Source organism: Pseudomonas juntendi (assembly GCF_009932375.1).
Classification (GTDB): Bacteria; Pseudomonadota; Gammaproteobacteria; order Pseudomonadales; family Pseudomonadaceae; genus Aquipseudomonas; species Aquipseudomonas juntendi.
The window spans coordinates 1-22,501 of the sequence record NZ_BLJG01000004.1 but is presented as its reverse complement, the minus strand read 5'-3'; the positions used below and the strand labels follow the sequence as shown (position 1 = coordinate 22,501).

17 protein-coding genes are annotated in these 22,501 nt (G+C 64.8%); 9 read left to right on the top strand and 8 right to left on the bottom strand.

Annotated elements, in window-relative coordinates; genetic code table 11:
• Positions 1 to 245: 245 nt before the first annotated feature.
• From glnE to GYA94_RS00650, 8 genes are all read left to right on the top strand, one after another.
• Complete coding sequence (glnE, locus tag GYA94_RS00685; protein WP_110679355.1) at positions 246 to 3,179, top strand: bifunctional [glutamate--ammonia ligase]-adenylyl-L-tyrosine phosphorylase/[glutamate--ammonia-ligase] adenylyltransferase; 2,934 nt, start codon at positions 246 to 248, stop codon at positions 3,177 to 3,179.
• A 224-nt stretch (positions 3,180 to 3,403) separates the two neighbouring features.
• On the top strand, positions 3,404 to 4,453 hold the full coding sequence (gene waaF / locus GYA94_RS00680) for a lipopolysaccharide heptosyltransferase II (protein WP_009683332.1): 1,050 nt from the start codon (positions 3,404 to 3,406) through the stop codon (positions 4,451 to 4,453).
• Positions 4,454 to 5,512: a lipopolysaccharide heptosyltransferase I gene (waaC, locus tag GYA94_RS00675; protein ID WP_161891631.1), complete on the top strand. Its 1,059-nt coding sequence runs from the start codon at positions 4,454 to 4,456 to the stop codon at positions 5,510 to 5,512.
• Positions 5,512 to 6,636, top strand: a complete 1,125-nt coding sequence (locus GYA94_RS00670; protein ID WP_054904279.1) for a glycosyltransferase family 4 protein — start codon at positions 5,512 to 5,514, stop codon at positions 6,634 to 6,636. Before waaC ends, GYA94_RS00670 begins: the two co-directional genes overlap by 1 nt.
• Entirely contained in the window at positions 6,633 to 7,439 is an 807-nt protein-coding gene (gene rfaP / locus GYA94_RS00665) for a lipopolysaccharide core heptose(I) kinase RfaP (protein WP_029885033.1), read from the top strand. Before GYA94_RS00670 ends, rfaP begins: the two co-directional genes overlap by 4 nt.
• Positions 7,439 to 8,173 (top strand): lipopolysaccharide kinase InaA family protein, encoded by a 735-nt coding sequence (locus GYA94_RS00660; protein WP_161891630.1) that lies wholly within the window; start codon positions 7,439 to 7,441, stop codon positions 8,171 to 8,173. Before rfaP ends, GYA94_RS00660 begins: the two co-directional genes overlap by 1 nt.
• Positions 8,170 to 8,922, top strand: a complete 753-nt coding sequence (locus GYA94_RS00655; protein WP_161891629.1) for a lipopolysaccharide kinase InaA family protein — start codon at positions 8,170 to 8,172, stop codon at positions 8,920 to 8,922. The genes GYA94_RS00660 and GYA94_RS00655 overlap by 4 nt, the downstream gene beginning before the upstream one ends.
• Complete coding sequence (locus tag GYA94_RS00650) at positions 8,922 to 10,364, top strand: lipopolysaccharide kinase InaA family protein (protein WP_161891628.1); 1,443 nt, start codon at positions 8,922 to 8,924, stop codon at positions 10,362 to 10,364. The genes GYA94_RS00655 and GYA94_RS00650 overlap by 1 nt, the downstream gene beginning before the upstream one ends.
• On the opposite strand, the gene GYA94_RS00645 is transcribed toward GYA94_RS00650, so the two are convergent.
• The 8 genes from GYA94_RS00645 to GYA94_RS00615 all read right to left on the bottom strand — a co-directional run bounded on the left by GYA94_RS00645 (position 10,325) and on the right by GYA94_RS00615 (position 21,645).
• On the bottom strand, positions 10,325 to 13,135 hold the full coding sequence (locus GYA94_RS00645) for a dermonecrotic toxin domain-containing protein (RefSeq protein WP_161891627.1): 2,811 nt from the start codon (positions 13,133 to 13,135) through the stop codon (positions 10,325 to 10,327). The genes GYA94_RS00650 and GYA94_RS00645 overlap by 40 nt on opposite strands.
• A 71-nt stretch (positions 13,136 to 13,206) precedes the next feature.
• Complete coding sequence (locus GYA94_RS27570; protein ID WP_009683340.1) at positions 13,207 to 13,383, bottom strand: hypothetical protein; 177 nt, start codon at positions 13,381 to 13,383, stop codon at positions 13,207 to 13,209.
• Positions 13,380 to 14,492 carry a PepSY-associated TM helix domain-containing protein gene (locus tag GYA94_RS00640; RefSeq protein ID WP_009683341.1) on the bottom strand — a complete coding sequence of 371 codons (1,113 nt, stop codon included), beginning with the start codon at positions 14,490 to 14,492 and terminating at the stop codon, positions 13,380 to 13,382. The genes GYA94_RS27570 and GYA94_RS00640 overlap by 4 nt, the downstream gene beginning before the upstream one ends.
• Positions 14,493 to 14,810: 318 nt before the next feature.
• Positions 14,811 to 17,243: a TonB-dependent siderophore receptor gene (locus GYA94_RS00635; RefSeq protein ID WP_110679363.1), complete on the bottom strand. Its 2,433-nt coding sequence runs from the start codon at positions 17,241 to 17,243 to the stop codon at positions 14,811 to 14,813.
• 133 nt (positions 17,244 to 17,376) lie between these two features.
• On the bottom strand, positions 17,377 to 18,333 hold the full coding sequence (locus GYA94_RS00630) for a FecR domain-containing protein (RefSeq protein WP_161891626.1): 957 nt from the start codon (positions 18,331 to 18,333) through the stop codon (positions 17,377 to 17,379).
• Positions 18,330 to 18,848, bottom strand: coding sequence for an RNA polymerase sigma factor (locus tag GYA94_RS00625; RefSeq protein WP_029885025.1), 519 nt, complete (start codon positions 18,846 to 18,848; stop codon positions 18,330 to 18,332). Before GYA94_RS00625 ends, GYA94_RS00630 begins: the two co-directional genes overlap by 4 nt.
• Before the next feature lie 152 nt (positions 18,849 to 19,000).
• The gene (locus GYA94_RS00620) at positions 19,001 to 19,711 is read right to left on the bottom strand and encodes a 3'-5' exonuclease (protein WP_009681519.1); all 711 of its coding nucleotides are present in this window, start codon (positions 19,709 to 19,711) and stop codon (positions 19,001 to 19,003) included.
• The gene (locus tag GYA94_RS00615) at positions 19,708 to 21,645 is read right to left on the bottom strand and encodes a DUF294 nucleotidyltransferase-like domain-containing protein (RefSeq protein WP_161891625.1); all 1,938 of its coding nucleotides are present in this window, start codon (positions 21,643 to 21,645) and stop codon (positions 19,708 to 19,710) included. The genes GYA94_RS00620 and GYA94_RS00615 overlap by 4 nt, the downstream gene beginning before the upstream one ends.
• Before the next feature lie 116 nt (positions 21,646 to 21,761).
• Here GYA94_RS00615 and GYA94_RS00610 point away from each other — a divergent pair, with 116 nt between their 5' ends.
• Entirely contained in the window at positions 21,762 to 22,301 is a 540-nt protein-coding gene (locus GYA94_RS00610; protein WP_110679366.1) for a response regulator, read from the top strand.
• Positions 22,302 to 22,501: the final 200 nt, after the last annotated feature.

Sequence of the window (22,501 nt, the reverse complement as noted above, 5' to 3'; positions counted from 1 at the left end):
TCATGCTTTTACACGACACGAGTAGTAGTAAAACTACAATTGTGCGACGTTTGGTCGCACATTGGCTTGTGAGGAAAAACGTTCATGTTGGTTGGCATTGTGTCGCGAACGGGTGTTTCTTGATGTTTGTTGCCAATTTTGCATTTTTTTCAGCTATTTCCAACTTTTGTACGACAGTCCAACCGTGGTCCGGCTTCCCCTTGGCCGCTTTTTTCCCTCTATTTCACGCCGATCAAGGATAGACCATGCGCCTACCTTTGCCCTCCGATCTGCCTGCCAGCTTGCAGCCGCTGGTTTCTCGCAACCAGCAGTTCCTGCGCGATGCCGTGGCGGCTCACCCCGAACTGGACCTGAACGATTGCAATGCAGCCCAGCGGCACCAGTTCGACCAGGTGGCCGCGGCCAGCGACTTCGTGCTGGGCGTGGCCCAGCGCGACCCGGCCATGCTGTTTGCCCTGCTGGCCAGCGGTGAGCTGGAACGGCGCTATGCCCCGGGGGAGCTGCGCGGGCAAATTGCCGCGGCGGCGCAGGCGGCGCAAAGCGAAGAGGAACTGGCGCGCAACCTGCGCCGCGCGCGCAACCGGCAGCAAGTGCGCATCATCTGGCGTGACATTACCCGCCAGGCGGAACTTGGCGAAACCTGCCGCGACCTGTCGGACCTGGCCGATGCCTGCATCGACGAAGCCTACCAATGGCTTTACCCGCGCCACTGCCAGCAATTCGGGACGCCCATCGGCAACCGCAGTGGCCAGCCGCAGCACATGGTTGTGCTGGGCATGGGCAAGCTGGGCGCGGTCGAACTCAACCTGTCCTCGGACATCGACCTGATCTTCGGTTTCCCCGAGGGCGGTGAAACCGAAGGGGTCAAGCGCTCGCTGGACAACCAGGAGTTCTTTACCCGCCTGGGCCAGCGCCTGATCAAGGCATTGGACCCGGTGACCGTCGACGGCTTCGTGTTCCGCGTCGACATGCGGTTGCGCCCTTACGGCTCTGCCGGGGCCCTGGTGCTCAGCTTCAATGCCCTGGAGCAGTATTACCAGGACCAGGGGCGCGACTGGGAACGCTACGCCATGATCAAGGCCCGGGTGGTGGCCGGCGATCAGGCTGCTGGCGCGCAGTTGCAGGAAATGCTGCGCCCGTTCGTGTACCGCCGCTACCTGGACTTTTCCGCCATCGAAGCGCTGCGCACCATGAAGCAGTTGATCCAGCAGGAAGTCCGGCGCAAGGGCATGGCCGACAACATCAAGCTCGGTGCGGGCGGCATTCGTGAGGTCGAGTTCATCGCCCAGGCGTTCCAGCTGATCCACGGTGGGCGTGACCTCAGCCTGCAGCAGCGGCCGTTGCTCAAGGTGCTGGCCACCCTCGAAGGCCAGGGCTACCTGCCGCCGGCAGTGGTGGCTGAGCTGCGCGAAGGCTATGAGTTCCTGCGTTATACCGAGCACGCCATCCAGGCCATCGCCGACCGCCAGACACAGATGCTGCCCGAGGGCGAGATCGATCAGGCGCGGGTTGCCTTCATGCTTGGCTTTGCCGACTGGCAGAGCTTCCACGACCAGCTGACCTACTGGCGTGGCCGCATCGACTGGCATTTCCGCCAGGTCATTGCCGACCCGGACGATGAAGACGGTGAAGGCGAGCTGGTGGTGGGCGGTGAGTGGTCGCCGCTGTGGGAGCAGGCCCAGGACGAGGAAGCGGCTGGTCGCCAACTGGAGGAGGCCGGTTTCAAGGCGCCTGTGGACGCTTTGCGGCGCCTGGCCGCGTTGCGCTCAAGCCCGCAGCTGCGCTCCATGCAACGCATCGGGCGCGAGCGCCTGGATGCCTTTATTCCACGCTTGCTGGCGCAAGCGGTGGAGCACGACAACCCCGACCTGGTACTCGAGCGGGTATTGCCACTGGTAGAGGCGGTGGCGCGGCGTTCGGCCTACCTGGTGCTGCTGACGGAAAACCCGGGTGCACTGCGCCAGCTGTTGACCCTGTGCGCCGCCAGCCCCTGGATCGCCGAGCAGATGGCCCGCTACCCGCTGCTGCTCGATGAGTTGCTCAATGAGGGCCGCCTGTTCAGCCCCCCACTGGCGCCAGAGTTGGCCAGCGAGCTGCGCGAGCGCCTGACGCGTATCCCCGAAGACGACCTTGAGCAGCAGATGGAGGCGCTGCGCCATTTCAAGCTGGCCCACAGCCTGCGCGTGGCGGCCTCGGAAATCAGCGGCAACCTGCCCTTGATGAAAGTCAGCGACTACCTGACCTGGCTGGCCGAGGCCATCCTCGACCAGGTGCTGGCGCTGGCCTGGCGCCAGACCGTGGCCCGCCACGGTCAGCCCAAGCGCAGTGACGGCAGCCTGTGCGACCCGGGGTTCATCATCATCGGCTACGGCAAGATGGGTGGGCTGGAACTGGGCCACGGCTCGGACCTGGACCTGGTGTTCATCCACGATGGCGACCCGCAGGCGGAAACCGACGGGGCCAAGCCGATCGACAGTGCGCAGTTCTTTACCCGCCTTGGCCAACGCATCATTCACCTGCTGACCACCCAGACCAACTCGGGGCAGCTGTATGACGTGGACATGCGCCTGCGCCCGTCAGGGGCTTCGGGCCTGCTGGTCAGTTCGCTGGGGGCCTTCGAGCGCTACCAGCAGAATGAAGCCTGGACCTGGGAGCACCAGGCCCTGGTGCGGGCCCGTGTGCTGGTCGGTTGCAAGCAGGTGGGGGCTGCGTTCGAGGGTGTTCGCGCCAAGGTGCTGGGCCAGGCCCGTGACCTTGGGAAGCTGCGCAGCGAAGTGAGCGAAATGCGCGCCAAGATGCGTGACAACCTGGGCACCAAGGCCACCGCCGCCGGGACTGCAGCCAATGCCTTCGAGGCTGGCATGCCGTTCGATATCAAGCAGGATGCCGGCGGTATCGTCGATATCGAATTTATGGTGCAATACGCCGCTTTGGCCTGGGGCCACGAGCACCCGGCCATACTCCGATGGACCGATAACATCCGCATTCTGGAAGAGCTGGAGCAGGCAGGTTTGCTGCCGGCCAGTGACGCGGTGCTGTTGCGTGAAGTGTACAAGGCGTTCCGCTCGGCCTCGCACCGCCAGGCCCTGCAGAAACAGGCCGGGGTGATCGATGCGGCGCAGTTTGCCGATGAACGCCGTGAGGTGCGGCGGATCTGGGGTGAGCTGGGTTTGACTTGAGAATGTTGGGGCCGCGTTGCGGCCCATCGCGACACAAGGCCGCTCCTACAGGAGAACGCATTCCCTTGTAGGAGCGGCCTTGTGTCGCGATGGGCTGCAAAGCAGCCCCAAAGGCTCATGCTTCACCACCGGTGGTACACTGTCCGCCACATAGCCTGAATATAAAGAGGGGAGGCCAGGCTGAACCGCAGCCTGTAGCCTCCCCGAGCGTTTCTGGACTAAGCATGAGAATACTGATCATTGGCCCCAGCTGGGTCGGCGACATGGTGATGGCGCAGACCTTGTTCCAGTGCCTGAAACAGCAGCACCCCGACTGCGTGATCGACGTGCTGGCACCCGAGTGGAGCCGGCCGATCCTCGAACGCATGCCCGAAGTGCGCCAGGCCTTGAGCTTTCCGCTCGGCCACGGCGCACTGGAGCTGGCCACGCGGCGGCGTATCGGCAAGTCCCTGGCCGGCCAGTACGATCAGGCCATCCTGCTGCCCAACTCGTTGAAGTCGGCGCTGGTCCCCTTCTTCGCCGGCATTCCCAAGCGCACCGGCTGGCGCGGCGAAATGCGTTTCGGCCTGCTCAATGACGTGCGCAAGCTGGACAAGGCCCGCTACCCGCTGATGATCGAGCGTTTCATGGCCCTGGCCTACGCCCCTGGTGCCGAATTGCCGCAACCGTACCCGCGCCCGCACCTGCAAATCGAAGCCCAGAGCCGCGAGGCCGCCTTGGCCAAGTTCGGCCTGGAGCTCGACCGCCCGGTACTGGCGCTGTGCCCCGGTGCCGAGTTTGGCGAGGCCAAGCGCTGGCCGGCCGAACACTATGCCGCCGTGGCGGATGCGATGATCCGCCAGGGCTGGCAGGTATGGCTGTTCGGCTCGAAAAACGACCACCCGGTGGGCGAGCAGATCCGCGACCGGCTGATCCCGGGGTTGCGCGAAGAGTCCGCCAACCTGGCTGGCGAAACCTCGCTGGCCGAGGCTATCGACCTGATGTCGTGCGCGCAGGCCGTGGTGTCCAACGACTCGGGGCTGATGCACGTGGCGGCTGCGCTCAACCGCCCGCTGGTGGCCGTGTATGGCTCCACCTCGCCCGGCTTCACCCCACCGCTGGCCGAACAGGTGGAAGTGGTGCGCACCGGTATCGAGTGCAGCCCGTGCTTTGACCGCACCTGCCGCTTCGGCCACTACAACTGCCTGCGCCTGCTGGAGCCCGGTAAAGTCATCGCCGCCCTGCATAGCCTGAGCGGGCCGGACCTGATCGATGCCGTGGCCGAGGTCGACTAAGTGCGGGTACTGATCATCAAGACCTCATCCCTGGGTGACGTGATCCATACCCTGCCGGCACTGACCGATGCCGCCCATGCGCTCCCGGGCATTCGGTTCGACTGGGTGGTGGAAGAAGGCTTCGCCGAAATCCCCAGCTGGCACCCGGCGGTTGACCAGGTCATCCCGGTGGCCATCCGCCGCTGGCGCAAGAACCTTTGGCAAACCCTCAAGAGCGGCGAGTGGAAGGCCTTCAAGCAGCGCTTACGCGCGCGCAAGTACGACCTGGTGATCGACGCCCAGGGCCTGGTCAAGTCGGCCTGGCTCACCCGCTACGTGAAGGCCCCGGTGGCTGGCCTGGACCGCTACTCGGCCCGTGAAGGCTGGGCCAGCCGCTTTTATGACCGGCGCCTGTCGGTCGCTACCGGCCAGCATGCGGTCGAGCGGGTGCGCCAGCTGTTCGCCATGGCCCTGGCCTACGACCTGCCCGAAGGCATCGGCAGCTACGGCCTGGACCTCGAGCGCCTGCAACTGCCGCCAGCGGCGCCCTATGTCGTGTTCCTGCATGGCACCACCTGGGCGACCAAGCACTGGCCGGAAGCCTACTGGCGCGAACTGGCCGAGCGCATGGGCCGGCGCAAGCTGGAGGTGCGCCTGCCGTGGGGCAACCCGGCGGAGAAGGCGCGGGCCGAGCGCATTGCCCAAGGCTTGAACAATTGCCAGGTGCTCCCCAAATTGAACCTTGCCGGTGTTGCCCGCGTGCTGGCAGCGGCAAAGGCCTGCGTGGCGGTCGATACCGGCCTTGGCCACCTGGCCGCGGCACTCGATGTGCCGACCATTTCGTTATTCGGCCCGACCAACCCGGGCCTGACCGGCGCCTACGGACGGACCCAGATTCACCAGGCCAGTGACTGGCCCTGTGCGCCCTGCCTGCAGAAGAAGTGCACCTACAAACCGAGCGCCGATGACCTGGCCCGGTTCGATCTCAAACGCGAGTGGCCACTGTGCTTCACTCGCCTGAATCCCGAGCATGTGGCGAGCCGCTTGAGCGCGTTGCTGCTGGCTGAGGATGTCCGTTGATGCAACTGGCTTTCGTACTTTACAAATATTTCCCCTTTGGCGGGCTGCAACGCGACTTCATGCGCATTGCCCTGGAGTGCCAGAAGCGCGGCCACCAGATCCGTGTGTACACGTTGATTTGGGAGGGCGACATTCCCCCAGGCTTCGAGGTGCTGGTGGCGCCGGTCAAGGCGGTCTTCAACCACCGGCGCAACGAGAAGCTCAGTGCCTGGATGGCCGCCGACCTGGCCAAGCGCCCGGTCGACCGCCTGATCGGCTTCAACAAGATGCCGGGGCTGGACGTGTACTACGCCGCCGACGGCTGCTTCGAGGACAAGGCGCAAACCCTGCGTGGCGGCCTGTACCGCCGTTGGGGCCGCTACCGGCACTTTGCCGAGTACGAGCGTGCGGTGTTCGCCAAGGACGCGCATACCGAAGTGCTGATGATTTCCGAAGTGCAGCAGCCGCTGTTCATCAAGCATTACGGCACCCCGCTGGAGCGCTTCCACCTGTTGCCGCCGGGCATTTCCCAGGACCGCCGCGCGCCGGCCAATGCCGCCGAGATTCGCGCCGAGTTTCGCAAGGAGTTCAACCTGGGCGAGGGTGACCTGCTGCTGGTGCAGATCGGCTCGGGCTTCAAGACCAAGGGCGTGGACCGCAGCCTCAAGGCGCTGGCGGCACTGCCGTCGGCGCTGCGCAAGCGCACCCGGTTGATGGTCATCGGCCAGGACGACCCCAAGGTATTCCAGCTGCAAAGCGCTACCCTGGGCCTGGGCGACCAGGTGCAGTTCCTCAAGGGCCGTAGCGACATCCCGCGCTTTCTGCTGGGTGCCGACGTGCTGATTCACCCGGCGTATAACGAAAACACCGGTACGGTGCTGCTCGAAGCGCTGGTGGCCGGTTTGCCGGTGCTGGTGTCCAGGGTGTGCGGCTATGCCCATTACATTGCCGAGGCCGACAGTGGCCTGGTGCTGGACGAGCCATTCGAGCAGGACCAGCTCAACAGCTACCTGCAGCGCATGCTGGAAGACCCGCAGGCCCGCGCCAGCTGGTCGCGCAACGGCCTGGCATTCGCCGAAACCGCCGATCTGTACAGCATGCCGCAGCATGCTGCCGACGTGATCCTGGGGCAGAAAACCGCATGAAGCTGATACTGGCCGAACCCTTCAAACACCTGTGGGCCGGGCGCGATGCCTTCGACGCCGTGGAGGCGCTGCAAGGCGAGGTCTATCGCGAACTCGAAGGCCGCCGCACGCTGCGTACCGAGGTGGCTGGCGAGGGCTTTTTCGTCAAGATCCACCGCGGTATCGGCTGGGGCGAGATCTTCAAGAACCTGCTGACCGCCAAGCTGCCGGTGCTCGGTGCCGGCCAGGAGTGGCAGGCGATCCAGCGTTTGCATGAAGTGGGCGTGCCGACCATGACCGCGGTCGCCTACGGTGAGCGCGGCAGCAACCCAGCCGCGCAGCATTCGTTCATCATCACCGAAGAGCTGGCGCCGACCATCAGCCTGGAAGACTTCAGCATCGACTGGGCCAGGCAGCCGCCCGAGCCGCGCCTGAAGCATGCGCTGATCGCCGAGGTGGCGAAAATGACCGGCGGCATGCACCGCGCCGGGGTCAACCACCGCGACTGCTACATCTGCCACTTCCTGCTGCACACCGACCGCCCGGTGACGGCGGATGATTTCAAACTGTCGGTGATCGACCTGCACCGCGCGCAAACCCGGGCGACAATCAGCCGGCGTTGGCGTGACAAGGACCTGGCGGCGCTGTACTTCTCGGCGCTGGACATCGGCCTTACCCAACGCGACAAATTGCGCTTCCTGCGCGCTTACTTCCAGCGCCCGCTGCGGCAAGTCCTCAAGGACGAAGCCGCGCTGCTGGCCTGGCTGGAGCGCAAGGCGCAGAAACTCTACGATCGCAAGCAACGCTATGGGGATGCACTCTAATGGCGAGTTGGACACTGGCGCCGGGTTACAAACACCTGGCGGCGGACTTCGGCAGCCTCGATGCGGTATTTGCCATTCAGGGCGAACGCCTGACCCGCGACCCCCTCAGCGAGGTGGTGCGCATCGAGCGTGATGGGGTCAACTATTACGTCAAGCGGTACACCGGTGCCGGCAAGCACATGCGCCGCTACCTGGGCCGGCCGCGCATCAAGGCCGAATGGCAGAACCTCAAGCAGTTCGCCAAGTGGGGCATTCCCACCGCCGAAGTGGTGGCCTGGGGCCTTGAACGCAATGGCCTGGCCTTTGGCCGCGGGGCGATGATCACCCGCGAGCTGCCCAACACCGAAGACCTGTCGGCACTGGCCGAGCGCAACGATGCGCGGCTGGCCGATCGCACCTGGGTCGACCATATCAGCCGCCAGTTGGCCCGCCATACCCGGGTGATGCACGAACACCGTTTCGCCCACAACGACCTGAAGTGGCGCAACCTGCTGGTCGATGACCAAGGCACGCTGTTCTTCATCGATTGCCCCACCGGCGATTTCTGGCGCGGGTTCATGTGGCGGCACCGGCTGATCAAAGACCTGGCCTGCCTCGACAAGGTGGCCAAGTACCACCTCTCGGCTACCCAGCGCCTGCGTTTCTACCTGCAGTACCGTGACCGCAACCGGCTTGATGCGCGCGACAAGAAACGCATCCGCCAGGTACTGGGCTTTTTCGAGGGAAGGGAATGACCGACTACCTGGCCAGCGCAGAACTCGCGCTGCTCAAACGCCATGGGCTGGATGACTTCGAGGCGCTGTGGGCGCTGCAACTGGACGCCGTGGACGAGCCCAACACCGGCCGTGGCGGCTGGAGCAGCGTGTTCCGCCTGGAGCTCGAAGGTAAGGGGTACTACCTCAAGCGCCAGTGCGACTACCTGACCCGCACCCTGCACCGGCCGTTTGGCGAGCCAACCTTCGCCCGCGAATTCCGCAATATCAGCCGTTATCAGAAGTTGCACATTCCGGCCTTGCAGGCGGTGTTCTACGGTGAGCGCAAGCAGGGCGGCCAGCACCGGGCGATTCTGATGACCCGTGCCCTGGACACGTGGGCCGACCTCGACAGCCTGCTGGGCCAATGGCCGCAGTTGGGCGAGGCCGAGCGCAACGGCATCCTGCAGGCGTGCGGCCAGCTGGCGCGTACCCTGCACGGTGCCGGCCAGGTGCACGGCTGCTTCTACCCCAAGCACATCTTTCTGCGCCAGCGCCGCGAGGGTTGGGACGCCCAACTGATCGACCTGGAAAAGACCCGGCCGTTGCTGTTCGGCATGCGTGACCGCCTCAAAGACCTGGAGCCGCTGCTACGCCGCGCCCGGGCCTGGAGCGAGGCGGATGTCCGCACCTTGCTGGCCAGCTACCTGGCGCAGCCCGCCGCAGGCACGCTGGTCGACACCTGGCTGCAACGCCTGACGCAACGCCGTCGTGAAAAAGAGGCCCGCTGATGCGTTTGTCTGAACTCAAGGCTGGCGGGCGTAGCCCGTCACTGCCGCTGACCCTGACCTTGGCCGATGCCGCCGGCAGCGCCGACCTGCAGCTGCTCAGCCTGTTGCGTGTGCTACCGGGCCAGCGCTATGTCGGCGCCGGTGTGTGGCGCGGGACGCCGGTACTGGCCAAGTTGTTGGTGGGTGCTAACGCGGCGCGGCATTTCCAGCGCGAATTGCAGGGCGTGAAGCTGTTGGCCGGGCAGGGGCTGACCACGCCCAGGCTGCTGGCCGACGGGCTCAGGGAAGGCGAAGGTGGCTGGCTGCTGTTTGAATTCCTCGACGGTGCCCAAAGCCAGGCCGATGCCTGGGGCGCGGTGGAAAACCTGCCGGTGCTGGCCGACGCGCAGCAGCAGGTGCTGGGTGAGGCGCTGACGGCCGTGGCGCACATGCACGCCAAAGGCCTGTGGCAGGAAGACCTGCACCTGGACAACCTGCTGCGCCACGCCGGCAAGCTGTACCTGATCGATGGCGCCGGCATCAAGGCCGAAACCCCTGGCCAGCAACTCTCGCGCCCGCGGGTGCTGGAAAACCTCGGGGTATTCTTCGCCCAGTTGCCCAAGCGCCTGGAACCGTTCATCGAAGAGTTGCTGGTGCATTACCTGCTGGCCAATGCCGAGCACGCGCTGCCACTGGAAGCCTTGCAGAAGCAGGTGGACAAGGTGCGCAGCTGGCGGCAGAAGGACTACCTGGAAAAGGCCGGGCGCGAATGCAGCCTGTTCAGCGTCCAGCGCAACTTGTCGGGCTTGCGTGCGGTTCGCCGCAGCGAGGTGGCCGCCATGCTGCCGGTGCTGGAACAGGCCGATGCCTTGATCGACCAAGGCCACCTGTACAAGACCGGTGGCGCCGCCAGTGTGGCGCGTATCGAGGTGAATGGCCGGCAGTTGGTGCTAAAACGCTACAACATCAAGAACACCGCGCACTGGCTCAAGCGCTTCTGGCGCCCGAGCCGGGCCTGGCATTCGTGGATCGAAGGGCACCGCCTGGAGTTTCTCGATATCGCCACGCCACGCCCCTTGGCGGTGCTGGAGCAGCGGGTGCTGGGCCTGCGCAGCCGTGCCTACCTGGTCACCGAGTATGTCGATGGCCCAGACCTGACCGCGTGCTTTGCGCCCTACGTGGAAAGTGGCGAGGCCCCGCAAGAACAGCTCGATGCGTTGGTGCAGGTGATGCAGCAGCTGATCCGCGAGCGCATCAGCCACGGCGACTTCAAGGGGCACAACCTGTTCTGGGACAACGGACGCTGGTCGCTGATCGACCTGGACGCCATGTGCCAGCATGCCACCCAGCTCAGCTTCGCCCCCGCCTATGCCCGCGACCGGGCACGGCTGCTGCGCAACTGGCCAAGTTGCAGTGCCTTGCATCAGCGGTTGGACGGGCTGTTGCCGCGGCTTACCGAATAACAGTCTGGAAACGCCAGCCAGTCACTGCTTCGGCCGGGCTGGCGTACCCGGATGCGCCACTGGTCCCCCTGCCAACGCACAATGGCCCAGGCAATGGGCCTGCTGTGGGGTTGCCCGGGCATCAGCAAATGGTAATGGTTGTCCAGCAAGTGCGCGCGCAGCGGCAACGCCTGGCTGCCTGCCACCAGAAAGTACTCCCGGCCCAAGCGGTACAGCCCAGCGGTGTCGGTTGGCTCGGCGCCAGCGGGGTACGTGGGCAGTTGGCACGCTTCGAACAGCGCCTGCAAGTCGGGTAGCCCTTCATGCCACAGCACCACAGAGTCCACTACCCATTCGCCGTCTTCGCGGCGTTTGACCGGTACCTTGGTATAGGCGTCAGGCATGCGCGGGTCTACTACCCGCCAGCGGTAGCCGTCGAAAGCGACCTGGTACGTGGCCCCGCTGGCATCCCGGATGTAGTAGAAGCTCAGGCCAGGGTAGGGCGAGGGTTGCTCGTAGATCCCTTCTTTGTGAATGCCATCCACGCGGTAGCGCAGTTTTTCACGGTTGATGTTCACGCTTGCCGAAGGCGGCAACTTCAGCGGTGGAGGCGAGGGTATTCCACGCAACGCGCGGCGCATCACGGTTGTTCCACCCAAGTTGTTGACGGCGTCGTTGGCGTAGGTGAAGGCGTCGACGATGTGCTTCAGTACCTCCGTGCGTTGCGCTTGCTTGAAGGCCTTGTGCGCATCGATCACCGACAGGATCGAACGCCCCAACGATACCGCCACCAGTGCCCGGTTGGGCAACACGAAGCTGATCAAGTCCAGAATGAGCGTCAGCCCGCGCAGGCCGAGCTCGGCCAGCAGTTCCCGCCGGGTGTTGGTGCTGGCATCGACCGCGGCCAGCATGGCATTCACTTCCGCGAGGTAGCGGGCCTGCTGGAAATCGCCGGTGATCGCCGGGCGTTGTACATGGGGCCCCATGCCGCCTTTGGTCAGCCATAGCTCGATTTGCTCACGGTCGGCCAGCGGCAGGCGGTCTTTCAGGTAATCGCGCAGGGCAGGTTGTTTGCGCAGGGTCTTGAGCATGTGCCGGGTATTGCGAAACTCACGCCAGGCACGGCGGTCCGGGGCGTCCGGGGTGTAGACGATGAAGCGGGCGAAGCCTGGGCTGTCTGGGGTGAGCAGCATGATGCCTTGCAGCGTATGCCCACCGATCAGCAACTGGCGCACGCTCAGTTGCGCTACGTCTGCCTGTTGGCGGGCATGGCTTTGCGGGTATTCGAGCAAGGTGGTGATCCAGGCGAACCCGCGCTCGAACGGGTCTTCGAGAAGGTGGCCGGCATAGTGCGCCTTGGCCGCTTCAGCGCGCATGCGCGCATGGCTGATGGCGACATAACTGTCCTGCCGCCACTGTGCCTGCGGCGATGTCAGCAAATGGGTGCGCAGGTATTGGCTGTAGCTTTCACCCACATCTAGCTCACGCACCAGCTGCTTGACCTGGCTTGGGCTGACGCCAGCGATGGTCACGCCCTGCTTGTCGTGCACCCTCGCCGTCAACCAGTAGTCGATATCGAGCAAGCTGACGTTGATCAGCGCCAGCTCGTCGATGCGGTAGGTCTGCTGGACCAGCTCGATGCTGTCGCCAACCTGCGGGCGGCTGGCGACGGGTATCCAGGGGCCGGTAATGCTGGGCGGCAACACGGGGCCTATGGGCCTGGCCAGGGTAACGCTGACATACACGCCGAGCGGGTCGATATCCAGCTGGTGACGTTGGCGCAGATGCGTGCGCAGGCGCTCACGCGTCCAGGCGAGCAGGCCATTGCGGTCGACGAATTGCTCAAGGCTCAGGATACCGGGTGCCGCCGCCTTGTCGATGGCGATCACCAGCTCTTGCAGGGTTTGCATGATGTGCGTGAGGCCCTGTGCCGAGGCGTTTTTCAGCCAGGCTGGCGAGTTGCGCTCCAGCAGCAGGCCGTAGCGTGTCTGTAGCGCAGAGCGGCTGTCGGCCCATGGCAGCAGATCGGCGGCCTCGACCAGGTCCGCTGTCAGCTTGGGCCAGTCCACCGTCGCCTGCTGCGCAGCTTCCTGCCAGGCCTGGGTCAGCGCGGCGTGCTGGCCGTCGATCAAGGCCTGAGCCTGTGCCTGAATCATGTCCTCGTTGAACCATTCATAGCGCAGGCGCTCGGCGTTGCGGGCGTTGTCGCGATCGTGTTCGTTGCTCATGTGCCGCAGCAGTGGCCGGCTTTGCTGCACGTCGTCCAGGCGTTCGCAAAGCTCGGTGTGCAGCTCGGCAAGGCTATCGAATGCTTCGATGCCATGGGACAGGCTGCACAGCAGCGCGTAGTCGGTGGTGTTGCGGGTGTCTGGCATGCGGCCCTCGGGCCCGCCTTCGACGATCACGAAGGTGCCGGGCAGGTAGCTACGCCAATTGGGTGTGGTGATGTCCAGTACGGGGCGGTAGATCTGCGGCCGTTGCGCGGCTGGTAAATGCTGGCGCTGCGAGGGCAGCGGCCTGTTGGCGCAGCAGGTGACCAGCTCGGCATGGCTCGAACCCAGCGTATGGTCATCGCTGCGCAACGCGATTTGCCCCAGCAGTTGCTGGCGCAGCAGCGTAGCCAGGCGTGCCCGCCGGCTTTCGCCGCTTGCGGTGCCAAGCCAGTACTGCGCAAGGTCGGCGAAGTAGCGCTGCCGTGCGTTCAGCAGCGGCAGCGACGGGTCGGGCGCGGGGGGTGGGGTGAGCAGGGCGCTCAATTGCGCATCGAAGGACTTGAAGTGTGTCAGGCTCATGGCGGGCTCCACGGTGAACAGGCCGTGCAGCTTGGCTCCAGCTGTTGATACAGGCGTGTTAGCTGTTTACCTCATTTGCCGCTCAGGCCACGGAACCCGAGCCATGCCGGAATACCCAGCCCCAGCCAGGCCAGGGCGTCCCAGGCGCCGTCCCCGAGCAGCGCGGCGAACAGGCCGGCTGCGCCCAGTGCGGCGATGAGCCCAGGCCAGGCGAAGATCTGCCTGGTGCTGCGTGACGTGTGGCTCACGGGCGCGCCCCCCTGCTGCTGCGCAGCTTGGTCCACCACAGGTAGAGGCCGCTGCCGAGCACGATGATGGTCAGCACGTCCAGTGCTGCCCACAGCACCTGCATGGGCCGCCCGCCGTAGTCGCCAAAATGCAGGGGTTGCGACAGGCCCATGGCATCCATGTACCAGGGGCGTTCGCCGACGGCGGTCACTTGCAGCGTGCGTGCATCGATCAGGACCGGGGTCAGCAGGTGCGAAGTGAGGTGCGTGGCACCTTTCATGAACACCGCGTAGTGGTGCTCACTGGAGAAGCGTGTACCGGGGAAGGCGATGAAGTCTGGGCGCATGCCGGGGGCGGCCTGTTCGGCGATGGCCAGCAGGTCGCTGGCCGCAGCGCGTTCGCCCAGCGGTGGGGCGTTGCGGTAGGGCGCCACCATGGCCGCCAGGCTGTCGTTGCGCCAGGCAGCGATCACCAGGTCGGACAGGGCGCTGATCACGCCGGTTACACCGACAGTCAGTGCCCAGGCCAAGGTGACGATGCCGATCAGGTTGTGCAGGTCGAGCCAGCGCAGGCGCCGGGATTTGTCGTGGCGTACGCTGGCGAAGCCCAGCCGGCGCATGAACGGGGCGTACAGCACGGTGCCGGACACGATCGCGACGACGAACAGCACGCCCATGAAGGCCAGCAGCAACTTGCCCGGCAGGCCGGCGAACATGTCCACGTGCAGGCGCAGCATCAGCATCATGAAGCCACCGTTGGCGGCGGGCATGGCTACCGCTTCGCCTGTGCGGGCGTCGAGCATGAAGGTGTGCGACAGGTTGGGCTCGGTACCGGCGGTGGCGGCGGTGATGGCCACCACGCCGTCGGGTTGGTCTTCTTCATAACCAAAGTACTGCATGACCTCGCCGGGGCGGTGCTGCTCGGCCTTGAGCACCAGCTGTTGCAGGTCGAGGTGCGGGGTGCCGGGCGGCATTTCGCGCAGTTCGGCGGCGTCGCCCAGCAGGTGTTCGAGTTCGTGGTGGAAGATCAGCGGCAGGCCGGTGAGGGCGAGCAACAGCAGGAACAGGGTACAAACCAGGCTGCTCCAGGTGTGGACCGCTGACCAGCGGCGGATGGTTGGGCTTTTCATCACGGTACCGTTTTTTGCCTGAGGAATTGGAGGGGGCTGCTGCGCAGCCCAATCGCCGGCAAGCCAGCTCCCACAGGTAAATCATGAGCCCGAGGACATGCGCTGACCTGTGAGAGCTGGCCCCCACAGGTAAATCAGGAGCCCGAGGACATGCGCTGACCTGTGAGAACTGGCCCCCACAGGTAAATCAGGAGCCCGAGGACATGCGCTGTCCCTGTGGGAGCTGGCCCCCACAGGTAAATCAGGGGCCCGAGGACCTGCGCTGACCTGTGGGAGCTGGCTTGCCGGCGATTGGGCCGCAACGCGGCCACGGCTCACTCAGAACTTGTAGGTGGCGCTGGCCACGACACTCCGCTCGTCGCCGTAGTAGCAGTAGTACGAGTCACAGGTGGAGAGGTAGTCCTTGTCCAGCAGGTTGGTCGCATTGAGCGCGACCGACGCCCCTTTCAGGCTGTTGTCCAGGCGGCCCAGGTCGTAATGCACCGCCGCATCGAACACCGTGTAGGCATTGGCCTTGCCCAGCCAGGTGTTGCCTTGGTCTCCATAGGTATTACCGGTGTAGCGTGCCCCCAGGCCGATGCCGAAGCCGTCCAGTACGCCCGAGTGGAAGGTGTAGTCGCCCCACACCGAGGCCTGCTGGTTAGGCATCAGTTGCAGGCGGTTGCCCTTGAACTGACCATCCTGCACTTCGGATTTGGCCAGGGTGTAGGCGGCAATTACCTTCAGGTTGTCGGTAACGTCGGAAACCGCTTCAAGCTCAAGGCCGCGGACTTTCACTTCGCCGGTCTGGCTGGTGACACTGGTATTGCCGTCGTTGCTGGTGACCAGCACATTCTTTTGAGTCAGGTCATACACCGCGGCCGAGAGCAACGTATTTGAACCGGGGGGCTGGTATTTGACACCCAGTTCCCACTGCTTGCCTTCGGTTGGTTTGAACGACTTCAGTGGGTCCGCATCGGCCTTGCTGGCGGGCTGGAAAGATTCTGCATAGGACAGGTAAGGCACAAACCCCGAATCGAAGACGTAACTGATCGCCGCGTTGCCGCTGAAGTTACTGTCGCGCTGGGTGTTGGTAGCGTCGCCTTTGTTGAAGAACGTTGTACCGGTGTGTACCCAGTCCTCCCGACCACCCAAGGTCAGCCGCCAGTTGCCCAGCGCCATCTGGTCCTGCACGTACAGGCCGGTCTGAATGGTTTTCTGGTCGTAGTCGTAGTAGGCAGTGGAACGGTCCGGTCTGCTGATCGGCAAACCGTAGACCGGGTCGTTGACATTGATGGGCGGCGCAGCGCCATAGATCGTCAGGAAATTGTTGTTGGTACGTTGGTGGTCCAGGCCGAGCAGCAAGGTGTGGCTGATGGCGCCTGTGCTGAAATCACCCTGAAAGTTGTTGTCGACGGCGAACTGGCTGATGTCCTCGTCAACGTTGGTGGTACTACGCCCCACGTTGCCTTGGTCGTCCACGACCATGCCGAACTCCGGCAAGTAGCTGTTGACGGTGATCGTCTGGAACGACAGCTCGGACTTGGTATAGCGCAAGTTTTGCCGGAACTGCCACACGTCGTTGAAACGGTGCTCGAACGCGTAGCCCAGCGCGTAGTAGGTACGGTCGTAGAATTCGTAATTAGGATCACCCAGGTTCTTGTGGTGCGAGATCTTGCCGAACGGCATGTCGATCTTGGTGCCCTGGATCGGTCGGAACTGGCTGGTGACCCCGGTATCGTCGCGGGTGAATTGGGAGAGGAAGGTCAGCGAGGTATCTTCGTCCACGTTCCAGGTCAGGCTCGGGGCGATGTTGTAGCGCTTGTTGTCGATGTGATCGACCTGCGTACCGCTGTCACGGATCACACCGCTCACGCCATACAGCAAGCGGCCGTCGTCATCGATCTTGCCGGTGCTGGCGAAGTTGATCTGGCGGTGGTTGTCACTGCCATATTGCAGTTCGATTTCATGCGCGCTTTCGGCTTGCGGGCGGCGGCTGACCATGTCCAGCAGGCCGCCGGGTGGGGTCTGGCCATAGACCGAAGAAGCCGGGCCACGCAGCAGCGCCAGGCGGTCGAGGTTCCAGGTTTCGGCTTTCGGGTTGGCGTACACGCCACGTGGCAACGGCAGGCCATCCAGGAACTGGGTGGGCTCGAAGCCGCGCACACGCATCCAGTCATAGCGGGTGTCGCTGCCGAAGCTGGCAGAGACGATGCCTGGCATATAGCGCACGGCATCGTCGAGGCTGTGCACGCCGCGGTCTTTCATCTGCTCGCGGGTCGCCACGGAAATGGACCGTGGGACCTCGACCAGGGCGGTGTCGGTCTTGGTGCCGGCGGCCGTGCGCTGGGCCAGGTAGCCGTCGACCGGGCCCCACGCGCTTTCACTGGCGCTGTTGGCGTTCACGGTGATTTCCGGCAAGGCCAGGCTGCCCTCCGGCACCGCGACCAGGCTGTAGCTGCCCGCGCTGCTCTGCTGCAATTGCAGGCCGCTGCCCAGCAGCGCTGCCTGCAAGGCGCCGAGGCCGTCATAGCGGCCGTTGACCGGCGCCGACGTGCGGCCACTGACCAGCGCCGGGTCCAGGGCCAGGGCGATGCCGGCCTGGCTGGCGATCTGGTTCAGGGCAGTGGCCAGCGGTGCGCTGGGCAGGTTGTAGGCGCGCAGCGCGGATTGCTCGGCGGCGAACAAGGCAGGGCTGACCAGCGGCGCGGCCATGCCGATGGCCAGGGCCATCAGGCTGGGGCGCAGGATACGATCTACGGCACGGGACATGCGGCGGTTCCTCGACGGGTAAGTGCTTGCTGCATCCTTGCCGAGCGAGAATCGAAAAGTGACAGGGCGAATCTGAAAAAAAGTGAGAATTGTTTGTAAAGGCAGGGGCGCCTGCGATCAGGCCGCTACAGCGCTACCTGGGCGTGACCTTCACCCACCACTGGGTATGCCGCTCGACCTTCACCGGCAGCACCGGCTCCAGTGAGGCCAATGCCAGGTCGGTATCGGTCAGCGGGAAGCTGCCGCTTACCCGCAGGTCGGCGACCGCTGCATCCACGCCCAGGTAGCCGCTGCGGTACTTGCCCAGCACCGCCAGCAAGTCGCCAAGGCGTACGTCGTCGACCACCAGCATGCCGCGCGTCCAGGCATCGGCACCGGCCGGCACTGCGCTGACCTGGCCCAGGCCATCGGTATGCATCAGCACCTGCTGGCCTTCGCGCAACACCTGCTCGTCACCGCTGTTATGCGGCATGGCCGCGACCGACGCTTGCAACACTTCAAGGCGCGTGCCTGCGGCTTCACGACGTACCAGGAAGCGCGTGCCCAGTGGGCGCAAGCGGCCATCGTCGGTGCGCACCAGCAGCGGGCGTGGGTCCTGGTGGCCGGTATCGACCGAGATTTCACCCTGGTGCAGCACGATCACCCGTTGCGCACCGGCGTAGTCGATGTCTACCGCGGTGTGGGTATTGAGGCTCAACAGGGTGCCGTCGGCCAGGCGCAAGGTGCGCAACTCGCCGGTGGCGGTACGCTGGTCGGCAAGCCAGTAACTGGGCGCCAGTGACGGTGCGCCGACCCAGGCCAGCAGCGAGCCGAATAGGAACATGCCGGCCAGGCCGCCGCCGACCTTGCCGATGCGCCGGCGCAGGCTGGCGCGCGACTGCAGCAACGCCTGGCGCGCCGGGCCGGCGGCTGCGCTGAGCCGCTGGTCCATGGCGCCGAGCTGTCGCCAGGCGCGCGCGTGTTCTTCGCTGGCGGCATGCCAGCGCATGAACTCGCCACGTTCGGCAGGGCTGTCGCTGCCGCCGTCGAGGTTGAGTTTCCAGGCAATGGCAGCTTCCAGTACACGCGACGAAACCGGTGCGTTGCTCACGTCGGCTCCCCGTACAGGGCCACGTAGCACTGGCGCATACCCTGGGCGAGGTACTGGCGCACCCGCGACACCGAAACGCCCAGGCGCTCGGCGATTTCGGCATGGCCCATGCCATCCAGGCGGTTGTGCAGGAACGCCGCGCGGGCTTTGCTCGACAGCTTGCCAAGCAGGCGGTCGATGGCTTTGAGGTCTTCCAGAATCAGGTGCTGTACTTCGGGGGAGGGGTGTTCGGCTTCCGGCACCAGTGCCAGTTCCGCGAGGTAGGCCTGTTCCAGTGCGGCGCGCCGGAAGTGGTCGAACATCAGCCCCTTGGCCACGGCTGCAAGAAAGGCACGCGGTTCGCGGGGCGAGGCCAGCTGCTCGCGGCCTAGCAGGCGCACGAAGGTGTCCTGGCTCAGGTCTTCGGCACGTTGGCGGCAGGCCATGTTGCGTTGCAACCAGGCGAGCAGCCAGCCGCGGTGATCGCGGTACAGCGTACCAACCAGATCGGCGTGTGGGCTCTGTGCAGAAGGCAAGCAGCGTCCCCCCGGAACGTATGCATTAACTAACGATAATTATTCGCGATTGTTGCAGAGGGGAGGGGGTGGGTGCAATGGACGCTTATCGGTTCGCCTGCATGGGGTTGGCCAAAGGCCTGCGGTTTCACCGGCGCTGCGTAGCCCTGGCCTTACATGCCATGGCTCTGCACCTTGCGTCGCCGCCAGCCGCGCAGGCGCTGTTCCAGTTGCAGCGGGCTGTCCAGTTGTTGGCGCCGGGCCTGGCTGAACAGGATCAGCACAAGTTCTGCGGTGACCTGGGCATCAGCGCTGGCGTGGTGGCGTTCTTCCACCTGTAGCCCAAAGCGCGCCACCCAGTCATCCAGGCCCGCCTCGCGCAGAACCGTGTCGGGGTTGAGCATCGGCGCCAGCTCGGCCACATCCAGAAACGGCGACTGCAAGCGGTAACCCAGGCTTTCTTTCAATGCCCGCGCCAGCATGCGCTGGTCGAACGGAGCATGGAATGCCAGCACCGGGCTGTCGCCAATGAAGTCGAGCAGGTCCAGCAAGGCTTCGGCGGGCTCGCAACCGGCCGCCAGGGCGCTTGGCCCCAGCCCGTGAATCAGCACGCTGGCGTTGGTTTTCAACAGTGGCCGCTGCAGGGTGCGTTCGAATTGCTGGGCAAAGTCGATGGCCCCGTCCTCAATGGCCACTGCGCCGATCGACAGTACCTGGTCACGGTTGGGGTTGAGCCCGCTGGTTTCCAGGTCCAGCACCACCCAGCGCTGCTCACGCAACGTGCACACACCCAGGGGCGCGGGTTTAGGTTGCCGGGCCAGGCGCTGGCGCGTGGCAGGGTCCAGCTCGGGTGTGCCGGGGCGCAGCCAGGCGAACAGGCTCATAACTGGTACCGCAGGGCCAGGCTGCTTTGCAGGCGCTGGGCCTGGCGCAGGGACTCGCGCAGGATACGCCGGTCCAGGTGGTTGAGGCTGTCCGGGTCAAGCCGGTTGGAATACGGCAGGTTGGCGCGGGCCTGGCGTTGATGCTGTTGCATGCGGGTCTGCTGGATGAAGTGATACGCCTCTTCATAGGCCGCGCCGTCCAGTGCTTCGATTACCCCTTTGGCGACCAGCTGGCGCAAGCGCTCCAGGGTATTGCACGCGCCGATGCCATTGGCCAGCGCCAGCAGCCGGGCACCATCGACGAAGGGCGTCAGGCCCTGGACCTTCAGGTCGAGGGTAGCGGCCTTGTCATTGCCTTGGCGGGTCAGCACGAACTCGCGCAGGCGGCCCACTGGCGGGCGCTGGCGCAGGGCGTTTTCCGCCATCATGCGCTGGAATATACGGTTGTCGGCCACCTGCGCCAGCACGCCTTGGCGCAGTTGCTCGCAGCCCTGCTCGTCGCCCCACACCACCCGCAGGTCGAAGTAGATGCTTGAGCCCAGCAGGTTTTCCGGGCTGGCTTCGCGGACAAAACCGGCAAAGCGCCGCGCCCACTCGGCACGCGACAGGCACAGCGCAGGGTTGCCGGCCATGATGTTGCCCGTACACAAGGTGAAGCCACACTGGGCCAGGCATTGGTTGATGTACTGTGCCAGCGGCAGCAGGCGGGCACGGATGGCGTCGGCCTCGGCACTGTCCAGCGCCTCGAAGAGGATGCCGTTGTCCTGGTCGGTGTGCAGGGTCTGTTCGCGACGCCCTTCGCTGCCAAAGCACAGCCAGCTGAAAGGCACCCCAGGGTCGCCCCGTTCGGCCAGGGCCAGCTCGATGACCCGGCACACGGTATGGTCGTTGAGCAGGGTGATGATCTGGGTGATCTGCGTGGACGACGCGCCGTGGGCGAGCATCCGTTCGACCAGTTGGCTGATCTCGCCGCGCAGCGAGACCAGGCTGTCCAGCCGCGGTGCATGGCGAATGGTGCGCGCCAGGTGCACCAGGTCGACCCGTTGCAGCGAGAACAGGTCGCGCTCCGAAACCACGCCACACAGCCGGCCGTTTTCCACCAGGCACACGTGGGCAATGTGCCGCTCGGTCATTGCCATGGCTGCGTCGAAAGCACTGGCCTGTGGGCTGAGGTAGAACGGCTTGGCGGTCATGTGCCGGGCAATCGGCGCACCCAGCTCGGCGTCCGCCGCGGCGACCACCTGGCGCAGGTCGCGCAGGGTGAAGATGCCGGTGGGGTAGCGCTGCGCGTCAACCACGACGATGCTGCCCACCTGCTGCTCGTGCATCAGCCGCACGGCTTCGCGCAGCGGCGTATCCGCGCTGCACACCACCGGGTGCCGCATGGCCAGTTCGCCCAGCGGCGTGTTCAGCGAGTACTGGGTACCCAGGGTTTCCACCGCACGCTGGCGAACCTGCTGGTTGACCTGGTCGAGCAGGCTGCTGACCCCGCGCAGGGCAAAATCCCGAAACACTTCAGACATCGAGAACACGCGGATGAACGCTGCCTTGTTCAGTTGCAGGCAGAAGGTGTCTTCGCCGGCCAGGTGCTCGGTGCGGGTGGCCCGTTCGCCGAGCAGGGCGGCCAGCGGGAAGCACTCGCCGCTGGTGATTTCGAAGGTGGTTTCGACCCCCGGTTTCACCAGGTGCTGACGCTCGCCCACCACCCGGCCCTGCTTGACGATGTAGAAATGCTCGACCGGCCCGTCTGCCGGCTTGACGATGCTTTCGCCGCTGGCATAGAAGCGCAGCTGGCACTGCTCGACCAGGTAGGCCAGGTGGCTGTGTTCCATCTGGTTGAACGGCGGAAAGCGCTGCAGAAACTGCAGCGTGCCCTGAATGTTCTGCAGCACTGCGGTCCTGCCCGCCTGGCTGTAGGCGTCCTTTTTGCTCATGAAACCGACCGTATCGCTATGCCGAACTATATATATCTATATATAGGTGCCGGCCATGTTGTTCTCTGCCTCCATGGTCGGCTTGCGGCGGGGTGGTGCCCATTGGACGTAAGTCTATGAGCCCCCCTGTCAAAGACCCGACGAAAGGCGAACCGGGCGACGCAAGTTCTGCGGTCCTATGGGTGAAGCGGAATTTTTTTGACGAGATGGCCATGCCTGAGCAAATCGATATTTTAAGCGACGAAGAGCGCGAGGCATTGGGTATGGCCAGTGCGCCGGTAGTCGTAAAGCCGTTGGTGCTGGTGGTGGACGACAATGCGGTGAACCGTGAGGCTTTGATCCTGTACTTGAAAAGCCGGGGCATTGAGTGTGTGGGCGCGGACGGGGCCGAGGAGGCCAGGTTGTACCTGCATTTCCAGCAGCGCATCGGTTTGATGATTACCGATTTGCGCATGCAGCCAGAGGATGGGCTGGAGCTGATCCGCAAGATTCGCGGGTCGGAGCGGGCGGCGTTGTCGATCATCGTCGTGTCGGGCGACACCGATGTGGCAGAGGCGGTGGACGTGATGCACCTGGGGGTGGTGGACTTCCTGCTCAAGCCGGTGGACCTGGGCAAGTTGCTGGAGCTGGTGAAGAAAGAGCTGAAGCTCGATTGAAGAGTCGCCCGTCTCTCACAGAGGCCGCACAGATTCCGAAACCTGTGCAGCCCCTGTGGGAGATTCTATGGTTCCTGGCAAGGGTAGCCGGAGCACCTTCAGCGCCTGTGAGATCGAGCGCCGCCCGCGCGGCGCATCGCGAGCTGCGCTCGCTCCAACATTCGCTGCCATACCCCGTGGCCGATGCGCGCGGACGCCTT

Excerpts from the sequence above, each read along its gene's own strand:
- glnE (WP_110679355.1), top strand. The coding sequence starts at position 246 with ATGCGCCTACCTTTGCCCTCCGATCTGCCTGCCAGCTTGCAGCCGCTG.
- waaF (WP_009683332.1), top strand. The coding sequence starts at position 3,404 with ATGAGAATACTGATCATTGGCCCCAGCTGGGTCGGCGACATGGTGATG.
- GYA94_RS00670 (WP_054904279.1), top strand. The coding sequence starts at position 5,512 with ATGCAACTGGCTTTCGTACTTTACAAATATTTCCCCTTTGGCGGGCTG.
- rfaP (WP_029885033.1), top strand. The coding sequence starts at position 6,633 with ATGAAGCTGATACTGGCCGAACCCTTCAAACACCTGTGGGCCGGGCGC.
- GYA94_RS00660 (WP_161891630.1), top strand. The coding sequence starts at position 7,439 with ATGGCGAGTTGGACACTGGCGCCGGGTTACAAACACCTGGCGGCGGAC.
- GYA94_RS00655 (WP_161891629.1), top strand. The coding sequence starts at position 8,170 with ATGACCGACTACCTGGCCAGCGCAGAACTCGCGCTGCTCAAACGCCAT.
- GYA94_RS00650 (WP_161891628.1), top strand. The coding sequence starts at position 8,922 with ATGCGTTTGTCTGAACTCAAGGCTGGCGGGCGTAGCCCGTCACTGCCG.
- GYA94_RS00645 (WP_161891627.1), bottom strand. The coding sequence starts at position 13,135 with ATGAGCCTGACACACTTCAAGTCCTTCGATGCGCAATTGAGCGCCCTG.
- GYA94_RS00640 (WP_009683341.1), bottom strand. The coding sequence starts at position 14,492 with ATGAAAAGCCCAACCATCCGCCGCTGGTCAGCGGTCCACACCTGGAGC.
- GYA94_RS00635 (WP_110679363.1), bottom strand. The coding sequence starts at position 17,243 with ATGTCCCGTGCCGTAGATCGTATCCTGCGCCCCAGCCTGATGGCCCTG.
- GYA94_RS00620 (WP_009681519.1), bottom strand. The coding sequence starts at position 19,711 with ATGAGCCTGTTCGCCTGGCTGCGCCCCGGCACACCCGAGCTGGACCCT.
- GYA94_RS00615 (WP_161891625.1), bottom strand. The coding sequence starts at position 21,645 with ATGAGCAAAAAGGACGCCTACAGCCAGGCGGGCAGGACCGCAGTGCTG.
- GYA94_RS00610 (WP_110679366.1), top strand. The coding sequence starts at position 21,762 with ATGAGCCCCCCTGTCAAAGACCCGACGAAAGGCGAACCGGGCGACGCA.